This window comes from Herbaspirillum aquaticum (assembly GCF_002213425.1).
Classification (GTDB): Bacteria; Pseudomonadota; Gammaproteobacteria; order Burkholderiales; family Burkholderiaceae_D; genus Herbaspirillum; species Herbaspirillum aquaticum.
The window spans coordinates 24,594-49,137 of the sequence record NZ_NJGV01000010.1 but is presented as its reverse complement, the minus strand read 5'-3'; the positions used below and the strand labels follow the sequence as shown (position 1 = coordinate 49,137).

General features: G+C 65.4%; 23 protein-coding genes. 4 read left to right on the top strand and 19 right to left on the bottom strand.

The window, feature by feature from the left end; genetic code table 11:
• Nucleotides 1-8: 8 nt before the first annotated feature.
• A complete protein-coding gene (locus tag CEJ45_RS12525) occupies nt 9-278 on the top strand; it encodes a hypothetical protein (RefSeq protein ID WP_088755437.1) in 270 nt (89 codons plus the stop codon).
• A 52-nt stretch (nt 279-330) separates the two neighbouring features.
• Here CEJ45_RS12525 and CEJ45_RS12520 read toward each other — a convergent pair whose 3' ends face one another.
• Nucleotides 331-1,026, bottom strand: coding sequence for an alpha/beta fold hydrolase (locus CEJ45_RS12520; protein WP_088755436.1), 696 nt, complete (start codon nt 1,024-1,026; stop codon nt 331-333).
• Between the two features lie 48 nt (nt 1,027-1,074).
• Nucleotides 1,075-2,235, bottom strand: coding sequence for an MFS transporter (locus CEJ45_RS12515; RefSeq protein ID WP_088755435.1), 1,161 nt, complete (start codon nt 2,233-2,235; stop codon nt 1,075-1,077).
• Between the two features lie 269 nt (nt 2,236-2,504).
• On the opposite strand from CEJ45_RS12515, the gene CEJ45_RS12510 reads away from it, so the two are divergent.
• Nucleotides 2,505-3,104, top strand: coding sequence for an HD-GYP domain-containing protein (locus CEJ45_RS12510; RefSeq protein ID WP_088755434.1), 600 nt, complete (start codon nt 2,505-2,507; stop codon nt 3,102-3,104).
• Nucleotides 3,105-3,178: 74 nt separating this feature from the next.
• Entirely contained in the window at nt 3,179-4,414 is a 1,236-nt protein-coding gene (locus tag CEJ45_RS12505; RefSeq protein ID WP_088755433.1) for a YbfB/YjiJ family MFS transporter, read from the top strand.
• 57 nt (nt 4,415-4,471) lie between these two features.
• Here the strand turns inward: CEJ45_RS12505 and hisC are convergent, their stop codons facing one another.
• The 3 genes from hisC to CEJ45_RS12490 all read right to left on the bottom strand — a co-directional run bounded on the left by hisC (nt 4,472) and on the right by CEJ45_RS12490 (nt 7,065).
• Nucleotides 4,472-5,554, bottom strand: coding sequence for a histidinol-phosphate transaminase (gene hisC, locus CEJ45_RS12500; protein ID WP_088755432.1), 1,083 nt, complete (start codon nt 5,552-5,554; stop codon nt 4,472-4,474).
• Nucleotides 5,555-5,638: 84 nt separating this feature from the next.
• On the bottom strand, nt 5,639-6,301 hold the full coding sequence (locus tag CEJ45_RS12495; RefSeq protein WP_088755431.1) for a hypothetical protein: 663 nt from the start codon (nt 6,299-6,301) through the stop codon (nt 5,639-5,641).
• An 89-nt stretch (nt 6,302-6,390) separates the two neighbouring features.
• Nucleotides 6,391-7,065: a Crp/Fnr family transcriptional regulator gene (locus CEJ45_RS12490; protein WP_088755430.1), complete on the bottom strand. Its 675-nt coding sequence runs from the start codon at nt 7,063-7,065 to the stop codon at nt 6,391-6,393.
• A gap of 447 nt (nt 7,066-7,512) precedes the next feature.
• On the opposite strand from CEJ45_RS12490, the gene CEJ45_RS12485 reads away from it, so the two are divergent.
• Complete coding sequence (locus CEJ45_RS12485) at nt 7,513-9,153, top strand: acyl-CoA synthetase (protein ID WP_088755429.1); 1,641 nt, start codon at nt 7,513-7,515, stop codon at nt 9,151-9,153.
• A 22-nt stretch (nt 9,154-9,175) separates the two neighbouring features.
• Here CEJ45_RS12485 and CEJ45_RS12480 read toward each other — a convergent pair whose 3' ends face one another.
• The 14 genes from CEJ45_RS12480 to CEJ45_RS12415 form a co-directional block, all read right to left on the bottom strand.
• Complete coding sequence (locus CEJ45_RS12480) at nt 9,176-9,769, bottom strand: putative pterin-binding protein (RefSeq protein ID WP_088755428.1); 594 nt, start codon at nt 9,767-9,769, stop codon at nt 9,176-9,178.
• Nucleotides 9,770-9,916: 147 nt separating this feature from the next.
• On the bottom strand, nt 9,917-10,831 hold the full coding sequence (gene panS / locus CEJ45_RS12475) for a ketopantoate/pantoate/pantothenate transporter PanS (protein WP_088755427.1): 915 nt from the start codon (nt 10,829-10,831) through the stop codon (nt 9,917-9,919).
• Nucleotides 10,832-11,061: 230 nt separating this feature from the next.
• Entirely contained in the window at nt 11,062-11,355 is a 294-nt protein-coding gene (locus CEJ45_RS12470; RefSeq protein ID WP_241517332.1) for a hypothetical protein, read from the bottom strand.
• A 159-nt stretch (nt 11,356-11,514) separates the two neighbouring features.
• Nucleotides 11,515-13,182 carry an energy-dependent translational throttle protein EttA gene (ettA, locus tag CEJ45_RS12465; RefSeq protein ID WP_088755425.1) on the bottom strand — a complete coding sequence of 556 codons (1,668 nt, stop codon included), beginning with the start codon at nt 13,180-13,182 and terminating at the stop codon, nt 11,515-11,517.
• A 40-nt stretch (nt 13,183-13,222) separates the two neighbouring features.
• Nucleotides 13,223-14,119 (bottom strand): EamA family transporter RarD, encoded by an 897-nt coding sequence (gene rarD / locus CEJ45_RS12460; RefSeq protein ID WP_088755424.1) that lies wholly within the window; start codon nt 14,117-14,119, stop codon nt 13,223-13,225.
• A gap of 107 nt (nt 14,120-14,226) precedes the next feature.
• Entirely contained in the window at nt 14,227-14,748 is a 522-nt protein-coding gene (locus CEJ45_RS12455; protein WP_187697672.1) for an ureidoglycolate lyase, read from the bottom strand.
• Entirely contained in the window at nt 14,735-15,925 is a 1,191-nt protein-coding gene (locus tag CEJ45_RS12450; RefSeq protein ID WP_088755423.1) for an amidase, read from the bottom strand. The genes CEJ45_RS12455 and CEJ45_RS12450 overlap by 14 nt, the downstream gene beginning before the upstream one ends.
• Before the next feature lie 50 nt (nt 15,926-15,975).
• Nucleotides 15,976-16,977 (bottom strand): ABC transporter ATP-binding protein, encoded by a 1,002-nt coding sequence (locus tag CEJ45_RS12445; protein ID WP_088755422.1) that lies wholly within the window; start codon nt 16,975-16,977, stop codon nt 15,976-15,978.
• Nucleotides 16,970-18,061, bottom strand: coding sequence for an ABC transporter ATP-binding protein (locus CEJ45_RS12440; protein ID WP_088755421.1), 1,092 nt, complete (start codon nt 18,059-18,061; stop codon nt 16,970-16,972). Before CEJ45_RS12440 ends, CEJ45_RS12445 begins: the two co-directional genes overlap by 8 nt.
• The gene (locus CEJ45_RS12435) at nt 18,058-18,960 is read right to left on the bottom strand and encodes an ABC transporter permease (protein WP_088755420.1); all 903 of its coding nucleotides are present in this window, start codon (nt 18,958-18,960) and stop codon (nt 18,058-18,060) included. Before CEJ45_RS12435 ends, CEJ45_RS12440 begins: the two co-directional genes overlap by 4 nt.
• A 1-nt stretch (nt 18,961) precedes the next feature.
• Nucleotides 18,962-19,915, bottom strand: coding sequence for an ABC transporter permease (locus CEJ45_RS12430; RefSeq protein WP_088755419.1), 954 nt, complete (start codon nt 19,913-19,915; stop codon nt 18,962-18,964).
• A 171-nt stretch (nt 19,916-20,086) separates the two neighbouring features.
• Nucleotides 20,087-21,739: an ABC transporter substrate-binding protein gene (locus CEJ45_RS12425; protein WP_088755418.1), complete on the bottom strand. Its 1,653-nt coding sequence runs from the start codon at nt 21,737-21,739 to the stop codon at nt 20,087-20,089.
• Nucleotides 21,740-21,830: 91 nt separating this feature from the next.
• Nucleotides 21,831-22,526, bottom strand: a complete 696-nt coding sequence (locus tag CEJ45_RS12420) for a FadR/GntR family transcriptional regulator (protein WP_088755417.1) — start codon at nt 22,524-22,526, stop codon at nt 21,831-21,833.
• A 293-nt stretch (nt 22,527-22,819) separates the two neighbouring features.
• Entirely contained in the window at nt 22,820-24,043 is a 1,224-nt protein-coding gene (locus CEJ45_RS12415) for a Bcr/CflA family multidrug efflux MFS transporter (protein WP_088755570.1), read from the bottom strand.
• Nucleotides 24,044-24,544 lie beyond the last annotated feature (501 nt).

Here is a 24,544-nt window from a genome sequence, read left to right as displayed (position 1 = left end):
CCACCACCATGACCAGCTTCCTGAGAACCAGAAAAGATCGTCATCCCAAACAAGACAAACCCCGCCTGCCGCATGAGCATGACCAGAATGCGGACCGCCAGGATGCCGCCAACAGCGGCCATGCGGTCGAGCGCCCCGAAATCCGCCAGGCCTACGACGACATCCGCAAGGGCCAGGTCGATACCGACCTGCGCGGTACCGGCGGCCTGGATGAAATGAACAAGCGGCCCAGCAGCCGCTCGTCCGAGGCGCCCCGCAAGCAACTCGACAAGGATTGAGGCAGCACCGATGCCCTGTCGCGCCGGCCCCGGACTGGCCGACGCGCAGGCTTCAGAGGCCTGACTGCACGATCCAGTCGGAGATGATCCTGAACAATTCCTGCGGCTTTTCCATCGGCGTCATGTGACCGCAGTCGCCGATGATCTCCAGGCGCGATTGCGGTATCTGGCGCGCCATCTCTTCCGATTCCTCCACACTGCGCAGCTTGTCTTCGTCACTGCTGACGATGAGCACCGGGCACTGCAGCCGCTGCAGGTCCTCGGCATTGCTGTCGCGCAGGGTCTGCAACTGCCGCAGGAATACCTCCTTGCCGTTGGCCAGGGCCATGGCCTGCAACCGGTCCAGCAAGGCGCGATCGGTGCTGCGTGCCGGATGCAGTGACGAGGCCAGCGCGCGCGATGTCAGTCCCTTGAAGGGCGTGCGCTGGGCCAGCTCGATCTGCGCCAGCGTCCCTGCGGATTCGCGCTCGGTCTGCGGACGCGATGAGGTATTGAGCAAGCCCAGCCCCAGCACACGCTCGGGGGTCTTGAGCGCAATGGCTTGCGCCACGAAGCCGCCCATCGAGAATCCGAACAGCACGAAGCGCTCCGGCGCCTGGCGCAGCACGGCATCGGCCATGGCCTGGATGCCGATATCCTGGCCGAGGTCGCCGAAGTTCAGTGTGCCCAGCGTGGACAGATCGGCCTGCATGTCATCCCACAAGTGGGCATTGAGCATGAAGCCCGGCAGCAGGACCAGATTGCGCATCGTATTTTTTCCTTGCATCAGAGGTTGTAGAAGTAAACAGCGGAGGTCTTACTGCAGCCACTGCGCGCGGCGGCTGGACCCGGCCATGGCCAGGCACAGTATGCCCAGCAAGGCCAGTGCCGCCTGCAATCCCCAGCCATGGGCGAGGAAACCGAACACGGGCGGGCCGATCAGGCTGCCGCTGTAACCCAGTGTGGCCACCGCCGCCAGGGCGCTGGAGCCGTGCCGGCCGGCGGCGCTGAAGACGAACGGGAACACCGCGGCCACACCGGTCCCCGCAATGGCAAAACCCAGGATGGCCAGCGCCATGCCGGGGGCCGCCACGGCCAGGGCGATGCCCAGGCTCGCGACAAGCGTGCCGACCCACACCACGCGGCGCGCGTCATAGCGGGCCTTGAGGCGATCGCCGATCATGCGCATGATGAGCATCATTCCCGCAAACGCGGCATAAGCCAGGGGCGTGGCACCATCGCTGGCACCGATATGGTCTTTCATGTAAATGCCGCTCCAGTCCGCCACCGAGCCTTCGACGATGGCGCCGCAGAAGGCGATCACACCCAGCACCACCAGGTGCCCGTGCGGCAGCGCGAACAGCTTGCGCGCGGGATCGTGCTCGGGGCGGTCGTCTGGCAGCGCCTCGTAGCACGCGTAGAGAGGATAGAGGAACAGCGCGGCCACCAGCAGGAAGTGCCAGATGGGCGCCACGCCCATGCCCGCCACGGCACTGGCGGCCAGCGCACCGGAGAAGGTGCCCACGCAGAACCAGCCGTGCAGCATGGACATGATGGGACGTCCGGCGTCGCGTTCGGCCTGTGCGCCCAGCGCATTGATGGCCACGTCGAAGCAGCTGGAAGCCGCCCCGTAGATCGTGCAGATCAGCATGAGCGAGGCCACGTTCGGTGCCAGCCCCAGCAAGGGCAGCGATACCAGCAGGGCCAGTCCGGCGTAGAGCGTGCTGTGGCGCGCACCGTAGTGGCCGGTGATCCAGGCCGCCAGCGGGAAGGAGCCGACCGCGCCGATGCCGCCACACAGCAGCACCAGCGCCAGCGTGGCTGCATCGAGCTGCAGGTAGTCCCGGATGGCAGGAATGCGGGCCGCCCAGGTGGAAAACACGATGCCCAGCAGCAGGAAGAACAGCGGGATGGCAAACTTGCGCCAGATCAGGCGCAGGGCAGAAGACGGACGGGAAGTGGACAGCTTGGTTGTCATCGATCAGTCAGGAATGTAAACTGCGCAACATCATTTCTTTCCTGAAATGAGTTTCAATATTGCAGACCGCTATTATCCGACAACCGGGAAAACGCATGCACATGCGTCGTCGGACCAGCGGGTCGGGGGCTCCCTTCGCGGGGGCTCATTCAGAGACCAAGGAACCTGCAAAGGTTCACGGCAGGCGCATCGCCTGTCCACTATCCAACGAGCAACACCTCTGAGCGACCGTGCACGCTGCCAGCGGCTGCAATCACGCAGGGACAGGAATGCCAGTTTCAGAACCGAACAAGATCTACCAGGAAGTCATCGATGCATTGATCGCCCTGCATCGGCTCACTGACGGCTATACGCCCAATCACGAGGACCAGACCGCCGAGCTGGCGGTGATGATCGGCCGCCACCTGGGCCTGCCGGCCGAACGCATCGACGTGCTGCACATGGCGGCCCAGGTGCACGACATCGGCAAGGCCCGGATACCGCTGGAGCTGCTGACCAAGCCCGGCCGCATCACCTCCGATGAATACGGCGTGCTCAAGACGCACGTGCAGTTCGGCTATGAAATCCTCAACAAGATCAGCTTCCCCTTCAACCTGGCCGAGATCGTCTGGTGCCACCACGAGTACCTCGATGGCAGCGGCTACCCGCGCGGCATCGGCGGCGATGCGTTGCCGCTGGAGGCGCGCATCCTGACCGTGGCTGACATCGTCGAGTCGATGTCGGCCGACCGCCCCTACCGCAAGTCACTGGGCATGGCGGTAGCGCTGGAAGAAATCCAGCGCCAAAGCGGGTCTCGCCTCGATCCCGTGGTGGTGGATGCCTGTCTGCACGTGGTGCAGCAACACAACTGGCGGCCGGTCACCAACTAGCCCGGCGCAGCGGTTTGACCGCATCGGCTACACTGGCACCACACCACAACAAGACCGCCAGGAGACGCCATTCCATGCCCCCGCACGCCGCGCATGCGCCCTCGCCTTTCATCCTGCGCCATCCCATCCTGACCGCCCTGGCCCTGTCGCTGGGCACGGCCGTGGCGCTGGGCGTGGCGCGTTTCTCCTATGCCCTGCTGCTGGCCCCGATGCGCAGCGACCTCGGCTGGCCTTACCTCATCGCTGGCGGCATGAATACCGGCAATGCCCTGGGCTACCTGCTGGGTGCGCTGCTGACCCCGCGCCTGATGCGCCGCTATCAGGCGCACCGCGTGCTGATCGCGGGCGCGTTCGCCACCGCCCTGCTGTCCTTCCTGCCGGCGCTGACCACGGATACGCTGCTGCAATTGCTGCTGCGGATAGTAACGGGTGTGACCAGTGCGCTCATCTTCGTCTCGGGCGGATTGCTGGTGAGCCGGCTGGCGGCCTTGCATGCGCATCGCGCCGGCCTGCTGCTGGGCTTGTATTACGGCGGCACCGGCATCGGCATCGTGGCCGCCTCGCTGCTGGTGCCACCGGTGATGGAGGCCGCCGCCGCCCAGGGCGCGCCCCATCCTTGGCAATGGGCGTGGATCCTGCTGGGCGCACTGGCGCTGGTGGCAAGCCTGGTCATGACGCTGCCTGCGCGGCTGATGCCGACCTCCCCGGCGCAGGCGGCAGGAGGCGGGACCTGGCGTGCGCGCAGTTTGTTGTTCGGGCTGACCGGTTATTTGTTCTTCGGGCTGGGATATATCGGCTACATGACCTTCGTCATCGCCCTGCTGAAGGAAGAAGGAATGGCACCCGCGCGGATCACGCTGTTCTTTGCGCTGCTGGGGGCGGCGACCTTTGCGTCTTCGCGCATCTGGGCGCGCATGCTGGACCGCTTCCGGGGCGGGCAGTCGCTGGCCATCCTCAACGGCCTGCTGTGCCTGGCCACGCTGCTGCCGGCCATGACGGCCGCGCCGGTGGCGGTGTTTGCCTCAGGGCTGCTGTTTGGCGGCTGCTTCCTCTCGGCCGTGGCGTCGACCACGGCCATGGTGCGTCACAACCTTCCGCCGGCAGATTGGCCGGCCGGCATCAGTGCCTTCACCATCATCTTTGCCGTGGGCCAGATCATCGGCCCGTCCATCGTCGGCTGGATCGCCGATGGTGCCGGCGGCCTGCAACGCGGCTTGACGTTTTCTGCACTGATGCTGCTGGCGGGGGCGCTGGTGGCGTGGCGGCAAAGGCCGCTGGGCACGGGCGAGGGACGCACCGCAGGCACTTGACGTTTTCTGCACATCGGGCCGCGCGGCCAACACCGGCGCGGCCCGCTGGGGTGGTGCTTACTGCTGGCCGAGATGGCGGCGCAATGCCTCCACCAGCGTGCCGCAATCCTCATCGGTGCCGATGGTGATGCGCAGGAACTGCTTGATGCGCTCGCTCTTGAAGTGGCGCACGATGATGCCGTCACTGCGCAAGGCAGCGGCCAGCTCGGCGGCATCGCGCTGTGGATGGCGGGCGAAGACGAAGTTGGCCGCCGAGGGCAGGACCTCGAAACCCAGTGCCTCCAGCTGCGCCACCAGTGCGGTGCGGCTGGCGATGACCATGTCGCAGGTCTTGCGGAAATAGTCCTCGTCCTCGATGGCGGCGGTGGCACCGGCAATGGCGGGGCGGTCCAGCGGATAGGAGTTGAAGCTGTTCTTGACGCGTTCCAGCGCATCGATCAGGTCGGCATGGCCGACCGCAAAACCGACCCGCATGCCGGCCAGCGCACGCGACTTGGAGAAGGTCTGCACCACCAGCAGGTTGGGATAGCGCTGCACCAGCGGGATGGCGCTCTCGCCGCCAAAATCGATGTAGGCCTCATCGACCACCACCACACGCTCCGGATTGCCCTGCAGGATGCGCTCCACTTCGTCCAGTCCCAGCAGGCAGCCGGTCGGCGCATTGGGATTGGGGAAGATGATGCCGCCGATGGCATCGCCATGGCCGAGGTAATCCTCGGTGCGCAGGGTGAAATCCTCGGCCAGCGGCACGGCGCGATAGTCGACCTGGTACAGGCCGGCATAGGTCGGATAGAAGCTGTAGGTGATGTCCGGGAACAGGATGGGCTTGCCATGTTGCAGCAGGGCCTGGAAGGCGTGCGCCAGCACTTCGTCGGAGCCGTTGCCCACGAATACCTCGCGCGCGCTGATGCCGTCGGCGGCATGGCGGCGGGCGATGGCCAGCTTCAGGGGTTCGGCGTCGGGATTGGGGTACAGGCGCAGGCTGTCGCTGACCTCCCGCGCGATGGCCTGCAGGGCCAGCGGCGACGGGCCATACGGGCTCTCGTTGGTATTGAGCTTGACCAGGCGCGCGATCTTGGGTTGTTCGCCGGGGGTGTAGGGCGTCAGGCGGCTGACGATGGGACTCCAGAACTTGCTCATGAGAAATCAGCCCGGGCCGGGCCACACAGAATTGAGGGAAAGCGCAGATGGTAGCAAACTTGCCGCCACCCGGCCGCAGCCGCCTCAGAAATAAGGGCGGTAGCGCGGCTGGCGGGCCTGGTCGTCCTGCGTCGTGGCAGGCGGGCGGGGATGGCTGCTCAGCAGCGACAGGGCGCGGCCGGCGATCCCGGACGGCAGGCCGATCAGGTCCTGGCAGGCGCGCTGCAAGGCCGACAGCGAGGCAAACCCGGCCGCAGCGGGACTGGCGCCGGCATCTTCCATCCGCGCCAGTTGCGCCAGCACCCAGGCCACGCGCTGCTCGCGCACCAGGCTGCGCAGCGATTCGCCCTCGGCAAACAGCAGGGCACGCAGGCGGGCCGTGGAAATCTGCCAGTCGCGCGCGATGCGCTCGGCGCACCAGTCGGCGGCAGGCTGCGCAAAGATCGCGGCGGCAAGGCGGCGGGCGTGGGGCTTGCTGGTGTCGGCGGCGCGTTCCATGTCGGCGCTGGCCTCGGTCTCCAGCGCCAGCGACCAGACTGCGGGGCGCATGCCTTGTGCCGTCACGCGCGGATGCGCGAGGCAGGAAAAACGCACGAAGGGCGGCACCGTGAAGCTTTCGCCCTCCTGCAGCTCGACCGCTACGCCCCCGCTCTTCAAGGTGGCCGCCCCCTTCCAGACCCGCACCCGCGCCGGGGCGGCGAAACGCAGTTCACGCAGCAGCAGGTGATGGTGGGTGATGATGGCCATGGATGAATCGATGTAGTGTCAGAGCCGGAATGCTCGTCCGATCTTAAGCCGGTAGCCTGCGTCAGACTGTCATCGTGGTGACAGGCCGCTCACAGCGAGGCCATGCCGAAGGCACGCAAGCCATCGAGATCGACCACGCGGATGCTCTGGTAGGAAATTTCCACCAGCCCCAGCTCGGCCAGGTGGCGCATGGCCTGGTTCACGCGCTGGCGTGACAATCCGGTCAAGAGGCCAATCTCTTCCTGCGACAGTTCCAGCACCTTGGAGGTACGCGGATACAGCATCGGGTGGAACAGCTGTGCAATGGCCTGGGCCACGCGGGCGTCGACATCAAGCAAGCGCTCGTTCTGGACCGTGGCGATGAACTGGCCCATGCGTTCGTTCAACTGGCCGATGACGAAAGCGTTGAAGGGCAGGCTCTCCGCCATGAGGCGGTGGAAGGTATCGGCCGGCACCAGCAGGATCTGCGAGGCCCGGATGGCGATGACGTCATAGCGGCGCGGCTCGCGCTTGATGACGCTGCCCTCGCCGCACCAGCCGCCCTCGGGCACGCCCGAGAGTGTGCTGCTGCGGCCATCAATGTTGTAGACGGCCAGCTTGATCAAGCCCTCATGGACGCCGATCCAGTATTGCGAGAGTTCGCCGCGCCGGGCCACGAAGGCATCGGCCGAAAAGCGCGTCAACTGGGTGGTGGCGGCGACCAGCGCACGATGCTCGCCGGCCAGCGCGGCGAACCAGTCGTATTGCTGCAGAAGCTGCGCCATCGGGCTGCTCATGGGATAGTCAGAGGGGGAAGAAAACGGCAAACATTGTCGCATGTCAGCCTTGTCGTCGTGATGACAAAGCGCAAGGCTGCTTCGGTGCTACCCTAGGGCCTGTTCACATTAAATCTGCGAGATGCGTTGCCCCCAGAAGGCGGGCTGGCAAGGCGCGCGTCAGGGCTGGTGGTGGTGCCACCAGCCCTGACGTGCAACGCGGCCAGCACGCCTCCTGGGGGCAACCCTCCGGGAGAGGCCGCCAAGCGTCGCCTGCCGTTGTTGCAGCTCCTTGCCGTGGCACCACCACGGCGCGTCGCTGCGCCTAGGCAGTCAACGCTTGGCGACCTCTCGCACTCGCAGATTTAATGTGAACAGGCCCTATGCAGAAAATAACAGGCGGCTGATAAAAAATGCACAGGCCGCGCCCCTCATCCCCGCCGTAAGGAGACAGACATGGCAGATTTCGACACCGGCCTTGGCCGCAACGCCGCCAATTACGCGGCCCTCACCCCCATCGATTTCATCGCGCGCGCCGCCGCCGTCTATGGCCAGCGTCCCGCCATCATCCATGGCGCATTGCGCCAGGACTGGGACCAGACCTATCGCCGCACGCGCCGCCTGGCCAGTGCCCTGCAAGGTCTTGGCATCGGCAAGAACGACACGGTCTCGGCCATGCTGCCCAATACCCCGGCGATGGTGGAGGCGCACTTCGGCGTGCCCATGGCCGGTGCGGTATTGAATGCACTCAACATCCGGCTCGATGCCGAGTCCATCGTCTTCATGCTGCGCCATGGCGAGGCCAAGGTGCTGCTGATCGACAGCGAGTTCGCCGCGCTGGCACAGCAGTTGCGCACGCAATTGCCGGCGCTCAAGATCGTCGAGGTGTTCGACGTGCTCGGTCCGCCACCGGTGCCCGGCGAGCGTTTCGGCCACCTGGAATACGAAGCCCTGCTGGCCGATGGCGATGAAGAATTCGAATGGCAATGGCCCGCCGACGAGTGGGATGCCATTGCGCTCAACTACACCTCCGGCACCACCGGCGACCCCAAGGGCGTGGTCTATCACCATCGCGGCGCGGCCTTGAATGCGGTCTCCAACATCCTCGAATGGGACCTGCCCAAGCATCCGGTCTACCTGTGGACGCTGCCCATGTTCCATTGCAATGGCTGGTGCTTCCCGTGGACCGTGGCGGCCCGCGCGGGCGTGAACGTGTGCCTGCGCAAGTTCGACCCCAAGCTGGTGTTCGACCTGATCGCCGAACATGGCATCACCCATTACTGCGCCGCGCCTATCGTTCATGCGGCGCTGGCCAATGCCCCCGAGGGCTGGCGCGCCGGCATCCGCGGTCCGGTCAAGGCGATGGTGGCCGGTGCGCCGCCGCCAGCGGCCGTGCTGGCCAAGATGGAGGCGATGCAGTTCGAGCTGACCCATGTCTATGGACTCACCGAAGTCTATGGCCCGGCCGCCGTCTGTGCGGAACAGGATGCATGGAGCACGCTGTCGGTGGACCAGCGCGCGGTGCAGAAGTCACGCCAGGGCGTGCGCTATCACCTGCAGAGCGGGGTCACGGTGCTCTCGCCGGACACCATGGAACCGGTCGCCGCCGACGGCGAGGAGATCGGCGAGATCATGTTCCGCGGCAACATCTGCATGAAGGGTTACCTGAAGAACGACAAGGCCACCCATGAAGCCTTTGCCGGGGGCTGGTTCCATACCGGCGACCTCGGTGTGATGAATGCGGACGGCTACATCAAGATCAAGGACCGCAGCAAGGACATCATCATCTCCGGCGGGGAAAACATTTCCAGCGTGGAAGTGGAAGACGTGCTGTATCGCCATCCAGCCGTGCTGGCCGCAGCGGTGGTGGCGCAGCCGGATGAGAAATGGGGAGAGACGCCCTGCGCCTTCGTCGAACTCAAGGAGGGGGCCAACATCGATGCGGCGGAGCTGACCGAATTCTGCCGGGGCCACCTGGCCGGTTTCAAGGTGCCCAAGGCGATCTACTTCGGTCCGCTGCCCAAGACGTCCACCGGCAAGATCCAGAAGTTCGAACTGCGCAAGCGCATGAAATCGGACAGCGCCATCAACGTCTGAGGCGCCGCCCCATCACATCGCCTCAGGCCTTGCGCACGGCGATGTGATACAGGCCCCAGGGGCATTGGCCGAAGCGCTCCGGCAAGGGGCGTGCGCTCATCTCGGGGAAGCTGTCGGCGTCATACACGGCCCACAGCGGGCCGAGTCCGCCCAGCGGGATGGGCTTGCCATCCAGGTGGGTGGCGATGATGAAGCGATACTTGGCGATATCCTCGGCCGAGACCAGCACCGCATAGCCATCCACTGCGCGCAGGGCGCAGTTCTGCACGGTGGCGGGACCACCGACGGCGCGCAAGACCTCCGCGAGCAGCGGACCGCGCAGGCTGTGGCGGCGGCCATCGTATTCCAGCGTGGGACGGATCTCCACCGAAGGCAGCGCGGCGAGCGCGGCAAAATCGAAGGTGTGGGCACGGTCGAAAGCCAGTTTCTGCTTGGCCATCATCTGGTCCAGCGCCGGATCGAGCGGGCCGCGATTGGCTTTGCTGATGTCGCCGGTCACCGTGAGCAATACCGGACCTGCGGCAGCACCAGGTTTCTTGTCGGCGGCCAGTGCCGGCAAGGCGACCGGCGCGGCCAGCAGCGAGGCACCGAGGCCAAGGAACTTGCGTTTTTGCATGAATAACCCTCCTGATGGAGATGGATGGGACGTGCGGTGATGGCGGATTGTAATCAGTTTTTGCGCTGCGCTGCGCACCAAGGAAAACGGCCCGCCTCAAGGCGAGGCGGGCCGCTGGATTCAGCGCTGCATCATTGCAACCGCGCTTCAGTCACGCGGCGGACGGCCGCGCCAGTAGCCGGCCAGCAGCGACCCCGAGAGGTTGTGCCACACCGAGAACAGCGCGCCCGGCAAGGCCGCCACCGGCGTGAAATACAGCTTGCCCAGGGCGGCCGCCAACCCGGAATTCTGCATCCCGACTTCGATGGCCAGCGTGCGGCAGACCGCCTCATCAAAGCCCAGCAGGCGGCCACCCCAGTAGCCGCCCAGCAAACCCAGGCCGTTGTGCAGGATCACGCCCACCAGCACCACCAGGCCGACCGAAGCGATGCTGGCCTGGCTGCCCGCGACCACCGCCGAGATGATCAGCAGGATGGCCACCATCGACACCAGCGACAGGTAAGGCTCAATGCGGCGGATCAGCTTGCCCGCGAAAAGATTCAGCACCAGGCCGACCGCAATGGGGACCACCACAATCTGCACGATCGACATCAGCATGGCGTGGGCGTCGAAGTGGATGGAGGCATCCACGTAGAGTTCGGTGAGCATCGGCGTGGCAAATACCGATACCAGCGCGGAGAGCGTGGAGATCGTGACCGACAGCGCGACATCCCCGCGCGAGAGATAGATCATCACATTGGAGGCGGTGCCGGAGGCCACGCTTCCCACCAGCACCATGCCGGCGGTGAGATCGGGCGGCATGCGCAGCACCTTGGCGATGACCCAGGCGGCCAGCGGCATGACCAGGTAGTGCAGGATGATGCCGGCAGCCACCGGTGCGGGGCGCTTGATGATGCGCTTGAAATCGTCCACGGTGAGGGTGACGCCCATGGTCAGCATGATGAGCGTCAACAACTGGGTGATGTATTTGCCGATGGGCGTGAAGGTCGGCGGCGAGAAATAGGCAGCGGCGGAAAGCAGCAGCGCCCACACGGGAAAGAGGCGGGTAATGGTGGCAAGCATGGCAATGGATGAATGATGAATACAGGCCCGTGCATGAAGACGATCATGCCGGGATGGCGCGTTTTTTATGTTCATTGCGCGGATGACGCACACTGCGGCGGAGAGACTTCGTGCACCGGGTCCGGTGGCGGCCTCTTCTCTATCCTCGATCACGCGCCTTGTGGGCGCGGCAAGGGCGTGATTCTACCCGCGCAGGCCGATTCCTGCCGACTCCCGGGCCGTGGGACGGCCTACTGGCGAACAAGATCACATTTGAAACTAAGCATCACCTTGGGCGGCATCACGCCGATCACGCCCTCCGAACGCTCGCTGCCGATGATGCGCGCACGGCGGCCCTGCTGACGGCACCAGTCATCGGCCTGCTGCAATCCCTGTGCGGCGACGCCGTCATTGCCATGCCAGCGTGAACTGGCCACCAGCAGGTAGGTGTCCTTGTCGATCTGCGTGACCGGTTGCGAGGTGGCACAGCCGGCCAGGGCGGCCACCATCGCAAGGGACAGCGTCGGCATGCAGCGGATTGTCATCGGGACTCCCGTGGTCTGGTGATACCGGGATGGTAGCCAGCGCGATGGGTGACGTCATGCGTCCCTACAACTCTTTACCTCCGCTGACGATCCACGGCACGGACGAAAAAAAACGCCGCTGGAGCCAGCGGCGTTTTCTCGACCATTTCAGTCAAGCCATCAACGCGTAACCGGTTTGTAACGGATACGCTTGGGCTTGGCGGCTTCTTCACCGAGGCGTTTCTTCTTGTCGGCTTCGTATTCCTGATAGTTGCCGTCGAAGAAGGTGACCTGCGAATCGCCCTCGAAGGCGATGATGTGGGTGGCGATACGGTCCAGGAACCAGCGATCGTGGGAGATCACCAGCACGGTGCCGGCGAATTCCAGCAGCGCATCTTCCAGGGCGCGCAGGGTTTCCACGTCGAGGTCGTTGGACGGTTCGTCCAGCAGCAGGACGTTGCCGCCCTGCAGCAGGGTCTTGGCCAGGTGCAGACGGCCGCGCTCACCACCGGAGAGGTTGCCGACGATCTTCTGCTGGTCGCCGCCCTTGAAGTTGAAGCGGCCCAGGTAGGCGCGCGAGGGCATTTCGAAACGGCCCACGGTGAGGATGTCGGCGCCGCCCGAGACATCTTCGAAGACCGTCTTCTTGTTGCCCAGGTCTTCGCGCGACTGGTCCACCAGCGACACCTTGACGGTGGGGCCCAGCACCAGTTCGCCGCTGTCCGGGGTTTCACGGCCGGCCAGCATGCGGAACAGGGTCGATTTACCGGCGCCGTTGGGGCCGATGATGCCGACGATGGCGCCGGCCGGGATCTTGAAGTTCAGGTTGTCGATCAGCAGGCGGTCGCCATAGCCCTTGCTGACGTTCTTGAATTCGATGACTTCATTGCCCAGGCGCTCGGCCACGGGAATGAAGATTTCCTGGGTCTCGTTGCGCTTCTGGTATTCGTATTCGGAGAGCTCGTTGAAGCGGGCCAGACGCGCCTTGCTCTTGGCCTGGCGGCCCTTGGGGTTCTGGCGCACCCATTCCAGTTCCTTGGCGATGGTCTTCTGGCGGGCCGATTCGCTGGCCTCTTCCTGCTTCAGGCGGGCTTCCTTCTGTTCCAGCCAGGAGCTGTAGTTGCCCTTCCAGGGGATGCCGTGGCCGCGGTCCAGTTCGAGGATCCATTCGGCGGCGTTGTCGAGGAAGTAGCGATCGTGGGTGATGGCCACCACGGTGCCGGGGAAGCGTTGCAGGAACTGCTCCAGCCAGTCTACCGATTCGGCATCCAGGTGGTTGGTCGGTTCGTCCAGCAGCAGCATGTCGGGCTTGGAGAGCAGCAGCTTGCACAGCGCCACGCGGCGCTTTTCGCCCCCGGAGAGCACGCCGATCTTGGCGTCCCAGGGCGGCAGGCGCAGCGCGTCGGCGGCCATCTCCAGCTGCTGGTTGAGGCTGTTGCCGTCAGCGGCGGCGATGATGGCTTCCAGGCGGGCCTGCTCGGTGGCGAGGGCGTCGAAGTCGGCATCTTCTTCCGCATAGGCGGCGTAGACCGCGTCCAGCTTGGCCTGGGCTTCGAAGACTTCGCCCAGGGCGCTTTCGACTTCCTGGCGCACGGTCTTCTCGGCATCGAGCTGGGGTTCCTGCGGCAGGTAGCCGATGTTCAGGTTGGGCATCGGGATGGCTTCACCCTCGATTTCCTTGTCGATGCCGGCCATGATCTTGAGCAGGGTGGACTTGCCCGAGCCGTTCAGGCCGAGCACGCCGATCTTGGCGCCGGGGAAGAAGGACAGCGAGATGTCCTTGAGGATCTGCCGCTTCGGCGGCACGATCTTGCCGACGCGGTTCATGGTAAAGACGTATTGGGCCATGGTATGAGTTGCCAGTGAGAGGGAAACGATAAGGCAGCGTTCAGGCGCCGCCGGCGCTGGGCTCTGCCGAGCTTTGCGCGCGGGTGCGCAGGTAGCGCCACAAGCCTTCGGCGGAGTATACCGCGAGCGCCACCCAGATCACGCAAAAGCCGATGGCGCGCGCCCCGGTGAAGGGCTCGCCGTAGATCAGCACGCCCCCCAGCAGCTGGATGGTAGGCGAAATGTATTGCATCAGGCCCAGCATCGACAAGGGGATGCGGCGCGCACCATGGGCAAAGAGCAGCAGCGGCACCGCCGTGATCGGGCCGGACAGGACCAGCAGGATTTTGGCCGAGGTCGATGCATGGGTGAAGGCGTTGCTGTCACGCAAGGTATCGATACCCAAGATGACCAGTACCAGCGGCAGCATCAGCAAGGTTTCCAGCGACAGGCCTTCGAGCGCGCCCAGGTGCGCGGTCTTGCGCAAGAGGCCGTAGAAGGCGAAGCTCAGCGCGATCAGCAGCGAGATCCACGGCAGGCTGCCGTTGGCGAAGGTCAGCCAGATCACGGCACCGAGTGCCAGGAAGACCGCCAGCCATTGCAGCGGACGCATGCGTTCCTTCAGGATCAGGTAGCCCATGAAGACGCTCACGAGCGGGCTCATGAAGTAGCCCAGGCTGGTATCGACGATGCGCCCGGCGTTGACGGCCCAGACATACAGGGTCCAGTTCCCGGAGAGCAGCAGGGCCGAGAGCAGGAAGCCCAGCACCACCATGGGCCGCTTGATGACCTCGCCCACCCAGCGCCATTGCCGCCGCCAGGCCAGCACGGCCACCAGGAACACGCAGGACCAGAAGAGGCGGTGCACGACGATATCGAAGGAGGGGATCTCCTTCAACAGCTTGAAATACAGCGGGAACAGGCCCCACAGGATGGAGGCGCAAACGGCGTGAAGCATGGCAAGGCAATGGAATCGGAAGCCGGACCTGCGCGCGGCGCGGTCACGGCGATGAGAATCCGTCATTATTGCAGGATTCGCCGCCTCCGGCCGGGGATGGGCGCGGCTCAGGCCGCGGGCAACTTCACTTGCGCCTGCGTTGCCATCATGACGACCTCGCAATCAACCTGCGCCGCCGCGCGTTCGATGACCAGCACATCGGCCGCGCCGAGGGTGATCAAGGGATGGTGCCAGACTCCACGCCGCAGCGTGACGCCCTGCCCCGGCCCGATCACGAAGGCGGCGATGGCCGACTCATCCGGCCGCTCGCCATCGCCGGCCAGCACCGCCAGGCAGCGGCTGGCCCCCAGCGGAATGAAGCTCTGGCTGCCCAGGCGATGGCGTTCAAAGGCGCACAGCGGATAGGCTGCAGCATCGCCTTGCGCCTGCGTGCGAAAGATGGCCACGCAGGCGCGGCCACCTTCATCGTCCACATCGAGACTGGCCACGTCGTCATAGCGGCGCGTGGTGCCGAAGTTGATGTCGCGCTCGGACTGGCCCGGTGCGATCAACGCGCCATAGGCCGCAAAGGCCTCGTGCGTCAGCGCTTGCGCCAGGATCACGCGCGGTGCGGCCTCAGGCGCAGGCATGCATCAACCCTGCAGCATACTGGATCAATGAACGGTCACTGCCGGGCGGTGCGATCAGGGACAGTCCGAACGGCGCTCCATCGAGTTGCATCAGGGGCAGCGAGATCTGCGGACATCCCGACAGCCCGGACAGGCAGAGCATGCGCACGGCCTGGTTGCGATAGTCTTCCAGCGACTGCTCCGAATCGGTCAGCAGCGGCGCCACATCCGGCGCGCTGGGCAAGAGCAGTACGCCATCATCGCCCAGCAGATCGATGAATCCGGCGCAGAAGGTCTCGCGCACGGCGCTGTGCTCCTGCATCTGCTGCGCCGTGATGGTGGCCGACCAGGCAAAGCGTTCGGCCACGCCCGGCCCCAGCTGGAAGCCGTAGCGGCCGATGTTTTCGCCATGGGCCTGCCAAGCCTCATAGCCCTGGATATGGCGAAACGCCCAGTACAGCGCATCGAACGAAGGGGTCGCCACCGAGACCGGCTGCGGCGCGCCCAGCACGCCCGCCAGGCGCTCCAGCACCTGTGCGAACTGGGCTTGCACGTGCGGCGCCAGCAGGCCCAGCACGTCGCTGGCGACCAGCACACGCGGCGCCTGCGGCAAGGGTGCGCTGTCCTCGCCCAGCAAGACCGCACCGGCGCGGGCAAATACGTCCATGTCGCGTGCAAACCAGCCGCAGGTATCGAAACTGCGCGCCAGGTCCATCACCCCCGTGAGCGGTACGCGGCCGTGCGTAGGCCGCAAGCCGATCAGGCCGCAATGGCTGGCCGGCACCCGGACCGATCCGCCGGTATCGGTGCCCAGGGCCAGGTCGGCCAGGCCGTTGGACACCGCCGAGGCCGATCCGGAACTGGAACCGCCCGGGATGCGGTCGGGCGCACCGCCATTGCGGGGCGTGCCGAAGTGGGCATTCTTGCCGTTCATCGAGAAGGCCAGCTCATCGGTGACCACCTTGCCGACGAATTGCGCGCCCGCTTGCAGCAGGGACTGCACCGCCGGGGCAGACGCGGCCTTGATGCCGGACAGGGCCAGCATGTGCGGATTGCCGCAGCCGGTGGGGTAGCCCGCCACGTCGAAGATGTCCTTGACCGCCAGGCGCACGCCGGCCAGGGGACCGCTGGCGGCCTGCGGCTGGGGTACGAAGGGATAGGGGATGAAGCAGCGGGCAGTGGAGACATCGGCACTCATGCGGTTTCCTTGTCAGGTCGGTGTGGGTGGAAAAGCGGCGCGGTCATGGATCAGGCAGCAGCCAGCTGCAAAGTTTCGGCACGCAGGCAGCGTACCGTATGTTGCTCGCCCACGGATTGTTCGGCCGGCTGCCGGGTGTGGCAATCGGCTTGCGCATGCGGGCAGCGCTCGGCAAAGGCACAGCCCGGCGGCAGGTTGGCCAGGTCGGGTGGCGCGCCGGGGATGGTCTGCAGGCGCTGGCCCTTTTGCATGGCACCGTGGCTGCGGCTTTGCAGCAGCGACATGGTGTAGGGATGGCGCGGCTGGGCCAGCAGTTGCGAGGCCGGTCCCTGTTCGACGATGCGCCCGGCGTACATCACCGCGATTCGGTCGGCCACCTCGACGGCCGCGCCGATGTCATGGGTGACGAAGATGATCGACAGGCCCAGCTCACGCTGCAGTTCGCGCAGCAGCAGCAGGATCTGGATCTGTACCGTGGCGTCCAGCGCCGTGGTGGGTTCATCGGCCAGCAGGACCTTGGGCGAGCAGGACAGCGCCAGGGCGATCATGGCGCGCTGGCGCATGCCGCCGGACATCTCGTGGGGATAGGCATCGAGCCGCCGCTCCGGGCTGGGAATGCGGACCTTCTCGAACAGCGCCAGCGCCTGCGCGCGGGCCTGGGCGGCCGAGACCTTCTTGTGGCGGCGGATGGTCTCCGCGATCTGCGCCCCCACGGTATAGACCGGATCGAGCGCCAGCAAGGGTTCCTGGAAAATCATCGCGACGCTGTCGCCGCGCAGGGCGGACAGTTCGCGGCCGCTCATCGTGAGGACGTCGCGGCCATCGACTTCCAGCCCGCCTTCGATGCGGGTGCGGGCCTCGGGGTGCAGCCGCATGATGGAACGCAAGGTGACGCTCTTGCCCGAGCCCGATTCGCCGATCAAGGCCACCACCTCGCCCTCGGCCACCTCCAGGTCCACGCCGCTGACGGCGCGGATGGTCTTGCCGGGGGCCTTGAAGGTCACGCGCAGGTCGCGCAGGCGCACCATCGCCTTCTTGGAAGCATCAGCCATGTTGCAGCTCCTTGTTGAGCATGCCGGCTTCGAAGCCGGCGTCGTCATAGCCACTGCCGGCCTCGTAGCGCAGGCAGGCCACGCCGTGTTCCGGTGCGGCCTCGACGAAGGTCGGCGCGCGCTGCTGGCAGACCGGCTGCGCGAACTGGCAGCGGGTATGGAAGCGGCAGCCGGGGGGCGGATTGATGGGGTTGGGCGGATCGCCCGCCAGCGGCGCTTCTTCAGTACGGCGGCTGGGGTCCATGCTGGGCATGGAGCGCAACAGCGCGCGCGTGTAGGGGTGGCGCGGGGCGTCGAATACCTGCTCGGCCGGACCGACCTCGACCACCTGGCCCAGGTACATCACCAGCACGCGGTCGGAGATGAAACGGACCACGTTCAGATCGTGGCTGATGAACAGGTAGGTGAGGCCGAATTCCTGCTTCAGGTCCAGCAGCAGGTTCAGCACCTGCGCTTCCACCGATTTGTCCAGCGCCGAGACGGCTTCATCCAGGATCACCAGGCGCGGCTCCAGCGCCAGGGCGCGGGCAATGTTGACGCGCTGGCGCTGGCCGCCGGAGAGTTCATGCGGATAGCGTCCGGCAAACCGTTCCGGCTGCAGGCCCACACGCGCCAGCAGGCTGCGGGCGCGGGCGATGGCTTCGCGCGCCGGCAGGCCATGCACGGTGGGCGCAAAAGCGATCGAATCCTCGATGGTCATGCGTGGATTGAGCGAGGAATAACTGTCCTGGAACACCATCTGCGCCTGGCGACGGAACTGCCGCAAGGGCATGGCGCGCGAGCCTACGGTCTGGCCGTCGAAGACCAGTTCGCCGCTGTCCTGTTCGATCAGCTGCATCAGCACGCGGGCCGTGGTGGATTTGCCGCAGCCGGATTCACCGACCACGCCCAGGGTTTCGCCTTTCATGATGTCGAAGCTCACGCCATCGACCGCGCGCACCGCATGGGCCGGGCCGCGCAGCAAGGGCAGGCCCTGCTGCTTGAGTGGAAAATGCTTCAGCAGTTGGCGCACGCCCAGGAGCGGCTGGCGCGGGCCACCGACATCACGTGGGTCCTGGTTCAGGAGCGAGGCAGACAAACTCATTGCTTGACCTCCATGGCCGAGCGCAGGCCATCGGACAACAGGTTGAAAGAAATCGAAGTGACGAAGATGAAGGCGCCCGGCAAGGCCGCCACCCAGGGCTGGGTGTAGATGGCCGTGCGCAGGGTATTCAACATCAGGCCCCATTCCGGCTCGGGCGGCTTGACGCCCAGGCCGAGGAAGGACAAGCCCGAGGCCAGGATCATGGAGACCGAAATCAGGCTGGTGGAATAGACGAAGATCGGTCCCAGCACATTGCCCAGCACGTGCGCGCGCACGATGGTGAAGGCGCTGGCCCCGGAGGCGCGCGCCGCATCGACGTAATCGCTGCGGCGCACCTGGGTGGTGACGCTTTCTGCAATGCGCGCGATCTGCGGGACGAAGACGATGGTCAGCGAAGTGAGCGCATTGAAGATGCCCGCACCCAGCGCCCCCGAGAGGGCGATGGCCAGCAGCACCGAAGGAAAGGCGTAAAGGATATCGATGCTGCGCATGATGGCGGTGTTGGTGAAGCCGCCCGCGTAGCCGGCCACGATGCCCAGCGCACTGCCGATGACGAAGGCCAGCAGCACCGGCGTGATGCCCATGAACAGCGACAGCCGGCCGCCCAGCAGCAGGCGCGAGAACATGTCGCGCCCCAGTTCGTCGGTACCCAGCAGGTGGCCGGCAGTGCCGATGGGTTTCAGGCGCGAGAACATCGAGGCGGCAAACGGATCACCGGGCATCACCCAGGGTGCGGCGACGGCGGCCACGATCAGCAGCAGCAGCACCGCAGCAGCGATCATGGCACCGGGATTGCGCACCAGGCGCGCACCGACGTTGGCCCAGTGGCCGCGCGAGCGGCGCATGGCGGTGGCCGGCTCGGCCGCCTTGAGGGCGGGGGCGGAAGTGGAGAGGTTCATGTCAGGCTCGCTCGATACGGGGGTCGAAGATGGTTTGCAGGACATCCACCAGCAGGTTCAGCGCCACGAAGAACATGGCCAGCACCAGGATGCTCCCCTGCAGCAGCGGCAGGTCGCGCTGGAAGATGGCCTGGTTGAGCAGGAAGCCGGTACCGGGCCAGGAAAACACGGTTTCGATCAGGATCGAACCACCCAGCAGGTAGCCCAGTTGCAGGCCCATGACGGCCAGCGCGGTCGGCGCGGCGTTCTTGACCACGTGGCGCAAGACACCGGCGTCGGACAAGCCGCGCGCCTTGAGGCCCACCACGAATTCCTGGGCCAGGATGTCGGCCACCAGGGCGCGCACGGTACGGGCGATGATGCCCATGGGGATGAAGGACATGGTCACGGCCGGCATGAGCAGGTACTTCACGTGTTCCAGGTCCCACACCCAGGCGCCCGAGCCGTCGGGTCCGGCACCGGTGGCGGGCAGCCACATCAGCTTGGAAGAGAACACGATCACCAGCACCATCCCCAGCCAGTAATGCGGCACCGACACGCCCACCACCGAAATGAAGGAAGCCACGCGGTCCACCCAGGAATTGCGGAAGTAGCCGGCCACGAAGCCGAACAGCGAACCGAACACGAAACCGATCAGCGTGGCCACGGCCGCCAGCATGAAGGTATTGCCGACCGCCTTGAACACTTCGGCGGCTACCGGGCGGCCGGTCGCAATCGAGCTGCCGAGGTCGCCGTGCAGGGCACGCCAGACCCAGCTCAGGAATTGCTCCGGATAGCTGCGGTTGAACCCGTAGATCTCCATGAGCTGCTTTTGCAGGTCGGCCGAGGCATCCGGCGGCAGGATCGAGACCAGCGGATCGCCCGGTGCGATGTGGACCAGCATGAAGCAGAGGAAGGCCACGCCCAGCATGATGGGCAGGGCGTAGAGAAAGCGTCGTATCAGGTAGGCGATCATGGCAGTTCCGGCGACGGGTCAGGGGCTGCGGCAGTGCCGCAAAAGGTGCTTGGTGCAGAAAACGTCAAGGTACAAAAAACGTCACGGTGCAGAAAACGTCAAGCCTGGTGCAGGAAACGTCAGCGGCGCCGGCGCACTGCGGCGCCGCTGACGTGCTCCTGCGTCAGGACATCAGTCCATGCTCATGGTGGCGATGTCGATGAACCAGCTCTGCGGCTGCACCACGCCCTTGACCTTGGCGGAGATGGCACGCGGGCCGGTGTCGTGGGCCACCCAGACGAAGGGCGCTTCATCGACGATCTTGGCGTGCAGCTGGGCCAGCAAGGCGTCACGCTGCTTGGGATCGAAGGTGGTGCGCGCCTTGGCGATCAAGGCATCGACGTCGGCGTTGCTGTAGAAACCCCAGTTGTTGGAGGTCGGCGGGGCGGCCTTGGTATCGACGAAACGCACCATGGCAAAGAACGGATCCATGGAGGCGAAGCTGACGTTGATCGCATTGGCACCGTGCGCGCTCGGATCCTTGGCACCGATGCGCCAGTTGGTATAGAGGGTGTTCCATTCGATGACGTCGAACTGCACGTCGAAGAAGCACTCCTTCAGGTTCTGCTGCATGAACTCGTTCATCGGCAGCGGCTGCATCTGGCCGGAACCGGAGGCCGAGATCTGTACCTTCACCGTCAGCGGCTTGGCGGCCGAATAGCCCGCTTCGCTCATCAGCTTCTTGGCGGCGGCCGGATCGTACTTGATCTGGAAGCTGGGGTTGCCGCGCCACGGATGGCCGGGCTCGACGGTACCGGTGGCTTCACCCATGAGTCCGCCCAAGAGCTGCTTCATCGCGGGACGATTCACGCACAGGTTGGCGGCATGGCGCACACGCTTGTCCAGCCAGGGCGAGCCGGGCACGAAGGACAGCTGCCACGGCCACACGTGGGGCTGCGGGTTGGAGTAGATCTTGAAGCCGCGTGCCTTGATCGCGTCCAGTGCATCCGGGGCGGGGGCTTCGATCCAGTCGACCTGGCCCGACATCAGGGCCGCGGTGCGCGAGTTGGCTTCGGGCAGCGGCAGCATCACCACGCGGTCGATCTTGGGGCGGCGGGCGGCATCCCAGTAGCCGTCGTTCTTGACCACTTCCAGCCGCTCGCGCGGGACGAACTTGGCCATCTTGAAGGGGCCGGTGCCGGATGCATCGGCGGCGAAGGCGGCCCAGGCCTGCTTGCTGCGCTCGGCCTTGTCGGTCACCGAGGCCGGCACGGCGGCCAGTTTCTTTTCCCACTGGGCGGGCGAGGCCATGAACAGGTTGGTGAGGTTGATGGGCAGGAAGGAGTCCGGCTCGGCGGTCGTCAGTTCCACGGTGAGATCATCGATCTTGCGCGCCGAGCGCAGGGTCGGCATGCGCGAGGCGGTGGTGCCGACTTGGCTGGGGTCGAATTGCACGGCGTTCTTGTCGAGCACCTTGTTGACGTTCCAGACCACGGCGTCGGCGTTGAAGGCCGAGCCATCATGGAATTTCACGCCGGGACGCAGCTTGAAGACCCACTTGGTCTTGTCCTTGGCATCGACCTGCCACGACACGGCCAGGTCGGGGATCAGTTCGCTGGCCTTGTCGGCCTTGGACAGGTCCCATTGGGTGAGCCCGTCATACATGGGAATGCCGGTGAAGCGGTTGCCCTCGAAGCCCTGGTCGGGCTGGCCCAGCGTGCGCGGGATATCGCCGGCGGTCATGGCGATGCGCAATACTTTTTCTGCGTGGGCCGGCAGGCTGGCCAATGCGCCGAAGGCCAGGGTACAGGCCAGCGTGAGGGGGAGGGTCTTGGATAATTTCATATCGGTGCTTTCCTGGTTGAGGGACGACGATGGAAACTACGGATGCCACTGAAACTGCGCGAAGCCAAGAACACGATCAGGCGCCCTGCCTTCAGGGCGGAGAGAATGAGAGACCGACGCGTTGGGCGGCGTTGACGATGTGCTGCTGCATGGCCTGGCGCGCGCCTTCGATATCACCGGCGGAGATGGCGGCGGCGACCGCGCGATGCTCCACGGCAGGTGCCCAGATGCGTTCGCGGTCGGCGAAGGGCACGCGCAGGCTGTGGCTGATGGGGCGCTCGAACTGGCGCACTACCTGGGAAAAGGCGGGGTTGCCGGACAGTTCGGCCAGCAGTTGGTGGAATTCCAGGTCGGCATGCGAGGCGCTGACCAGGTCGAGATTCTTGAGTGCCTCTTCGAAGCGCGCCTGGATCCCCCACAGGCGCGGCGTGGCATGCGCACTGATATGGCGCGCAGCCAGGGCGGCAGCGGCCGACTCCAGCGCATAGCGCAACTGGAACACGGCTGCCAGGTCCAGTGCCGCAGCGGCGGCCCCTTCTTCACCGGCGGGCGGCTGGGGCGGGGCCTCGCGGCCTTCCTGGCGCTGGCTCACCAGCGTGCCCTTGCCGGGAACCGAACGGATGAAGCCCAGCGCCTCCAGCATCGACAAGGCCTCCCGCAGCGAGGCGCGGCTGATGCCCATGGACTCGGCCAGTTCGCGCTGGCTGGGCAGCATGGCCCCGGGCGCATAGGTGCCGGAGAGTATCTGCCGCTGCAAGGTCTGTGCTGCGATGTTGGGCATGCTCATGGTGGAGTCCTCATTGGCCTGACTGGTCAGACCGCGAAGGACTCTTCAGCAATGAGCGTGCCACCCGACGGCGTTGCGACCGCAATCCCAGCTACGGTGCGGCTTTGCGCGCAAAGGCACACATCGCCGGGACCGCTGTCACGACGTGCCGCCATGTACGTTCCTGAGGCGGCACGCACCCCGGGGGTGAACGCGATCCCGAAAATCGCGCAAGCCTTGCAGGCCGTGCGGGCACAAAAAAGCCCGGCACGTGGCCGGGCTGGAAATTGTCTTGGGCAACCGCCGTGCGGCGCTCAGTGCATGGCCGGCGTCACGGGCTCATGCTTGGCCACGAAGTGATACAGCAGGAAGGCGCTCACGCCGCAGATGGCCATCACCGACACCAGCGGCAAGGCCGTGCCGTCATGCCACAGGCTCATCACCACCCCCGAGAGCACGCCCATGCCGAACTGCAGCGTGCCCATCAGGGCCGCAGCGGTGCCTGCCTGGCGACCTTGGTGCTTGAGCGCAATGGCGGTTGCATTCGGGCCGGTGAAACCATAAGCCGTCAGGAAACCGAAGAAACCGAACAGCAGCAGCGGCAGGCTTTCCAGTCCCGCCAGGACGGCCAGCACCACCGCCAGCGACAGGCCGGCCGGTACCCACAGCACCTTGCCCAGCACGCGTTCGGCCGAGCGCTTGACCACCAGGCGCGCATTGATCTGCGAAGCGGCGATCAAGCCGATGGCGTTGGACGCAAACACGAAACCGAAATACTGCGGCTTGATCCCGTGCAGCTCGATCACCACGAACGGACCACCTGCGATGTAGGCGAACATGCCCGCCTGCACCAGCCCTCCGCACAGCACGAAGGACATGAACTGGCGATGGCGCAACAAACCCCAGTACTGCCGCAAGGTACGCCCCAGGTGCAGCGGTTCGGCGCGGGATACGTCCACCGTTTCGGTGAGATATTTGCGGGTGCCCAGCATGCACAGCAGGCCGAAGATGGTCAGTACCACGAAGATGCCGCGCCAGCTGGCAAAGACCAGCATCAGGCCGCCGATGAAGGGTGCCAGGATCGGTGCCAGCCCGAACACCAGCATCAGCATCGAGAACGCCTTGGCCGATCCCTCGGCCCCCATGCGATCACGCACCATGGCGCGCGGGATAACCATGCCGGCGCTGCCGCCCAAACCCTGGAACAAACGCAGCACGATCAGGGTCTCAATGCTCTGTGCAAAAATGCACAGCAAGGAGCAAACGAAGTAGAGCGCGATCCCGAAGAACAAAGGCGGCTTGCGGCCGAAGCGATCCGACAGCGGACCATAGAACATCTGTCCCACCGCCAGGCCGATGAGGAAAGAAGCGAGCGTGAGCTGGACCAGGTTGGTGCCCACGCCGAGATCCTTGGCGATGGCCGTGAAGCTGGGCAGGTACATGTCGATGGCCAGCGCGCCCAGTGCAGTCAAGGCTGCCAGGACGGCCAGCCATGGGGGGAATTTGCCCATGGAGAGCTGGGTATCTTTGTTGTGCATGTGGAAATCGTGAGACAGCCGCATCCCTCGGCCGAGGGGAAGATGCAAGCGGGTTGATGCAAGATGAACCAGGATTGCCCCTGGCGGCGTGAGGGCATCATTATAAGGGCCTGTTCATTTTCGTTCAGGCGGTACCGCAAACGCCGCTCACTTGCACCGTGGCAAAAGCTGAGCAACGACAAGGAATGCGCGCGCGATTCGTGCAGGAACTTGTAAAAGCTGGCAAACTTGTTGTCATTGTTCTCACATGCCGGGATCGTGCAAAGGGAGCGGCAGCTAGGCGCAGCGCGGGCTCCACCCCGTCACGGGACACCAGTCACCGCGATGCGGCGAAGGCCAGGGCAGCACCATGCGCATTGCTGTAAAACAAGAAAATTTAGCCGCAGGGGAAATCAATGCGTGGCCGATATACGCCATCAGTAACCGGCGTGCCTGATCCGGGTTGCCACTCCAGTTGCGGGCCATCAGGCATGACCGTGCGCGTCATGCGCGGGCTCAGGA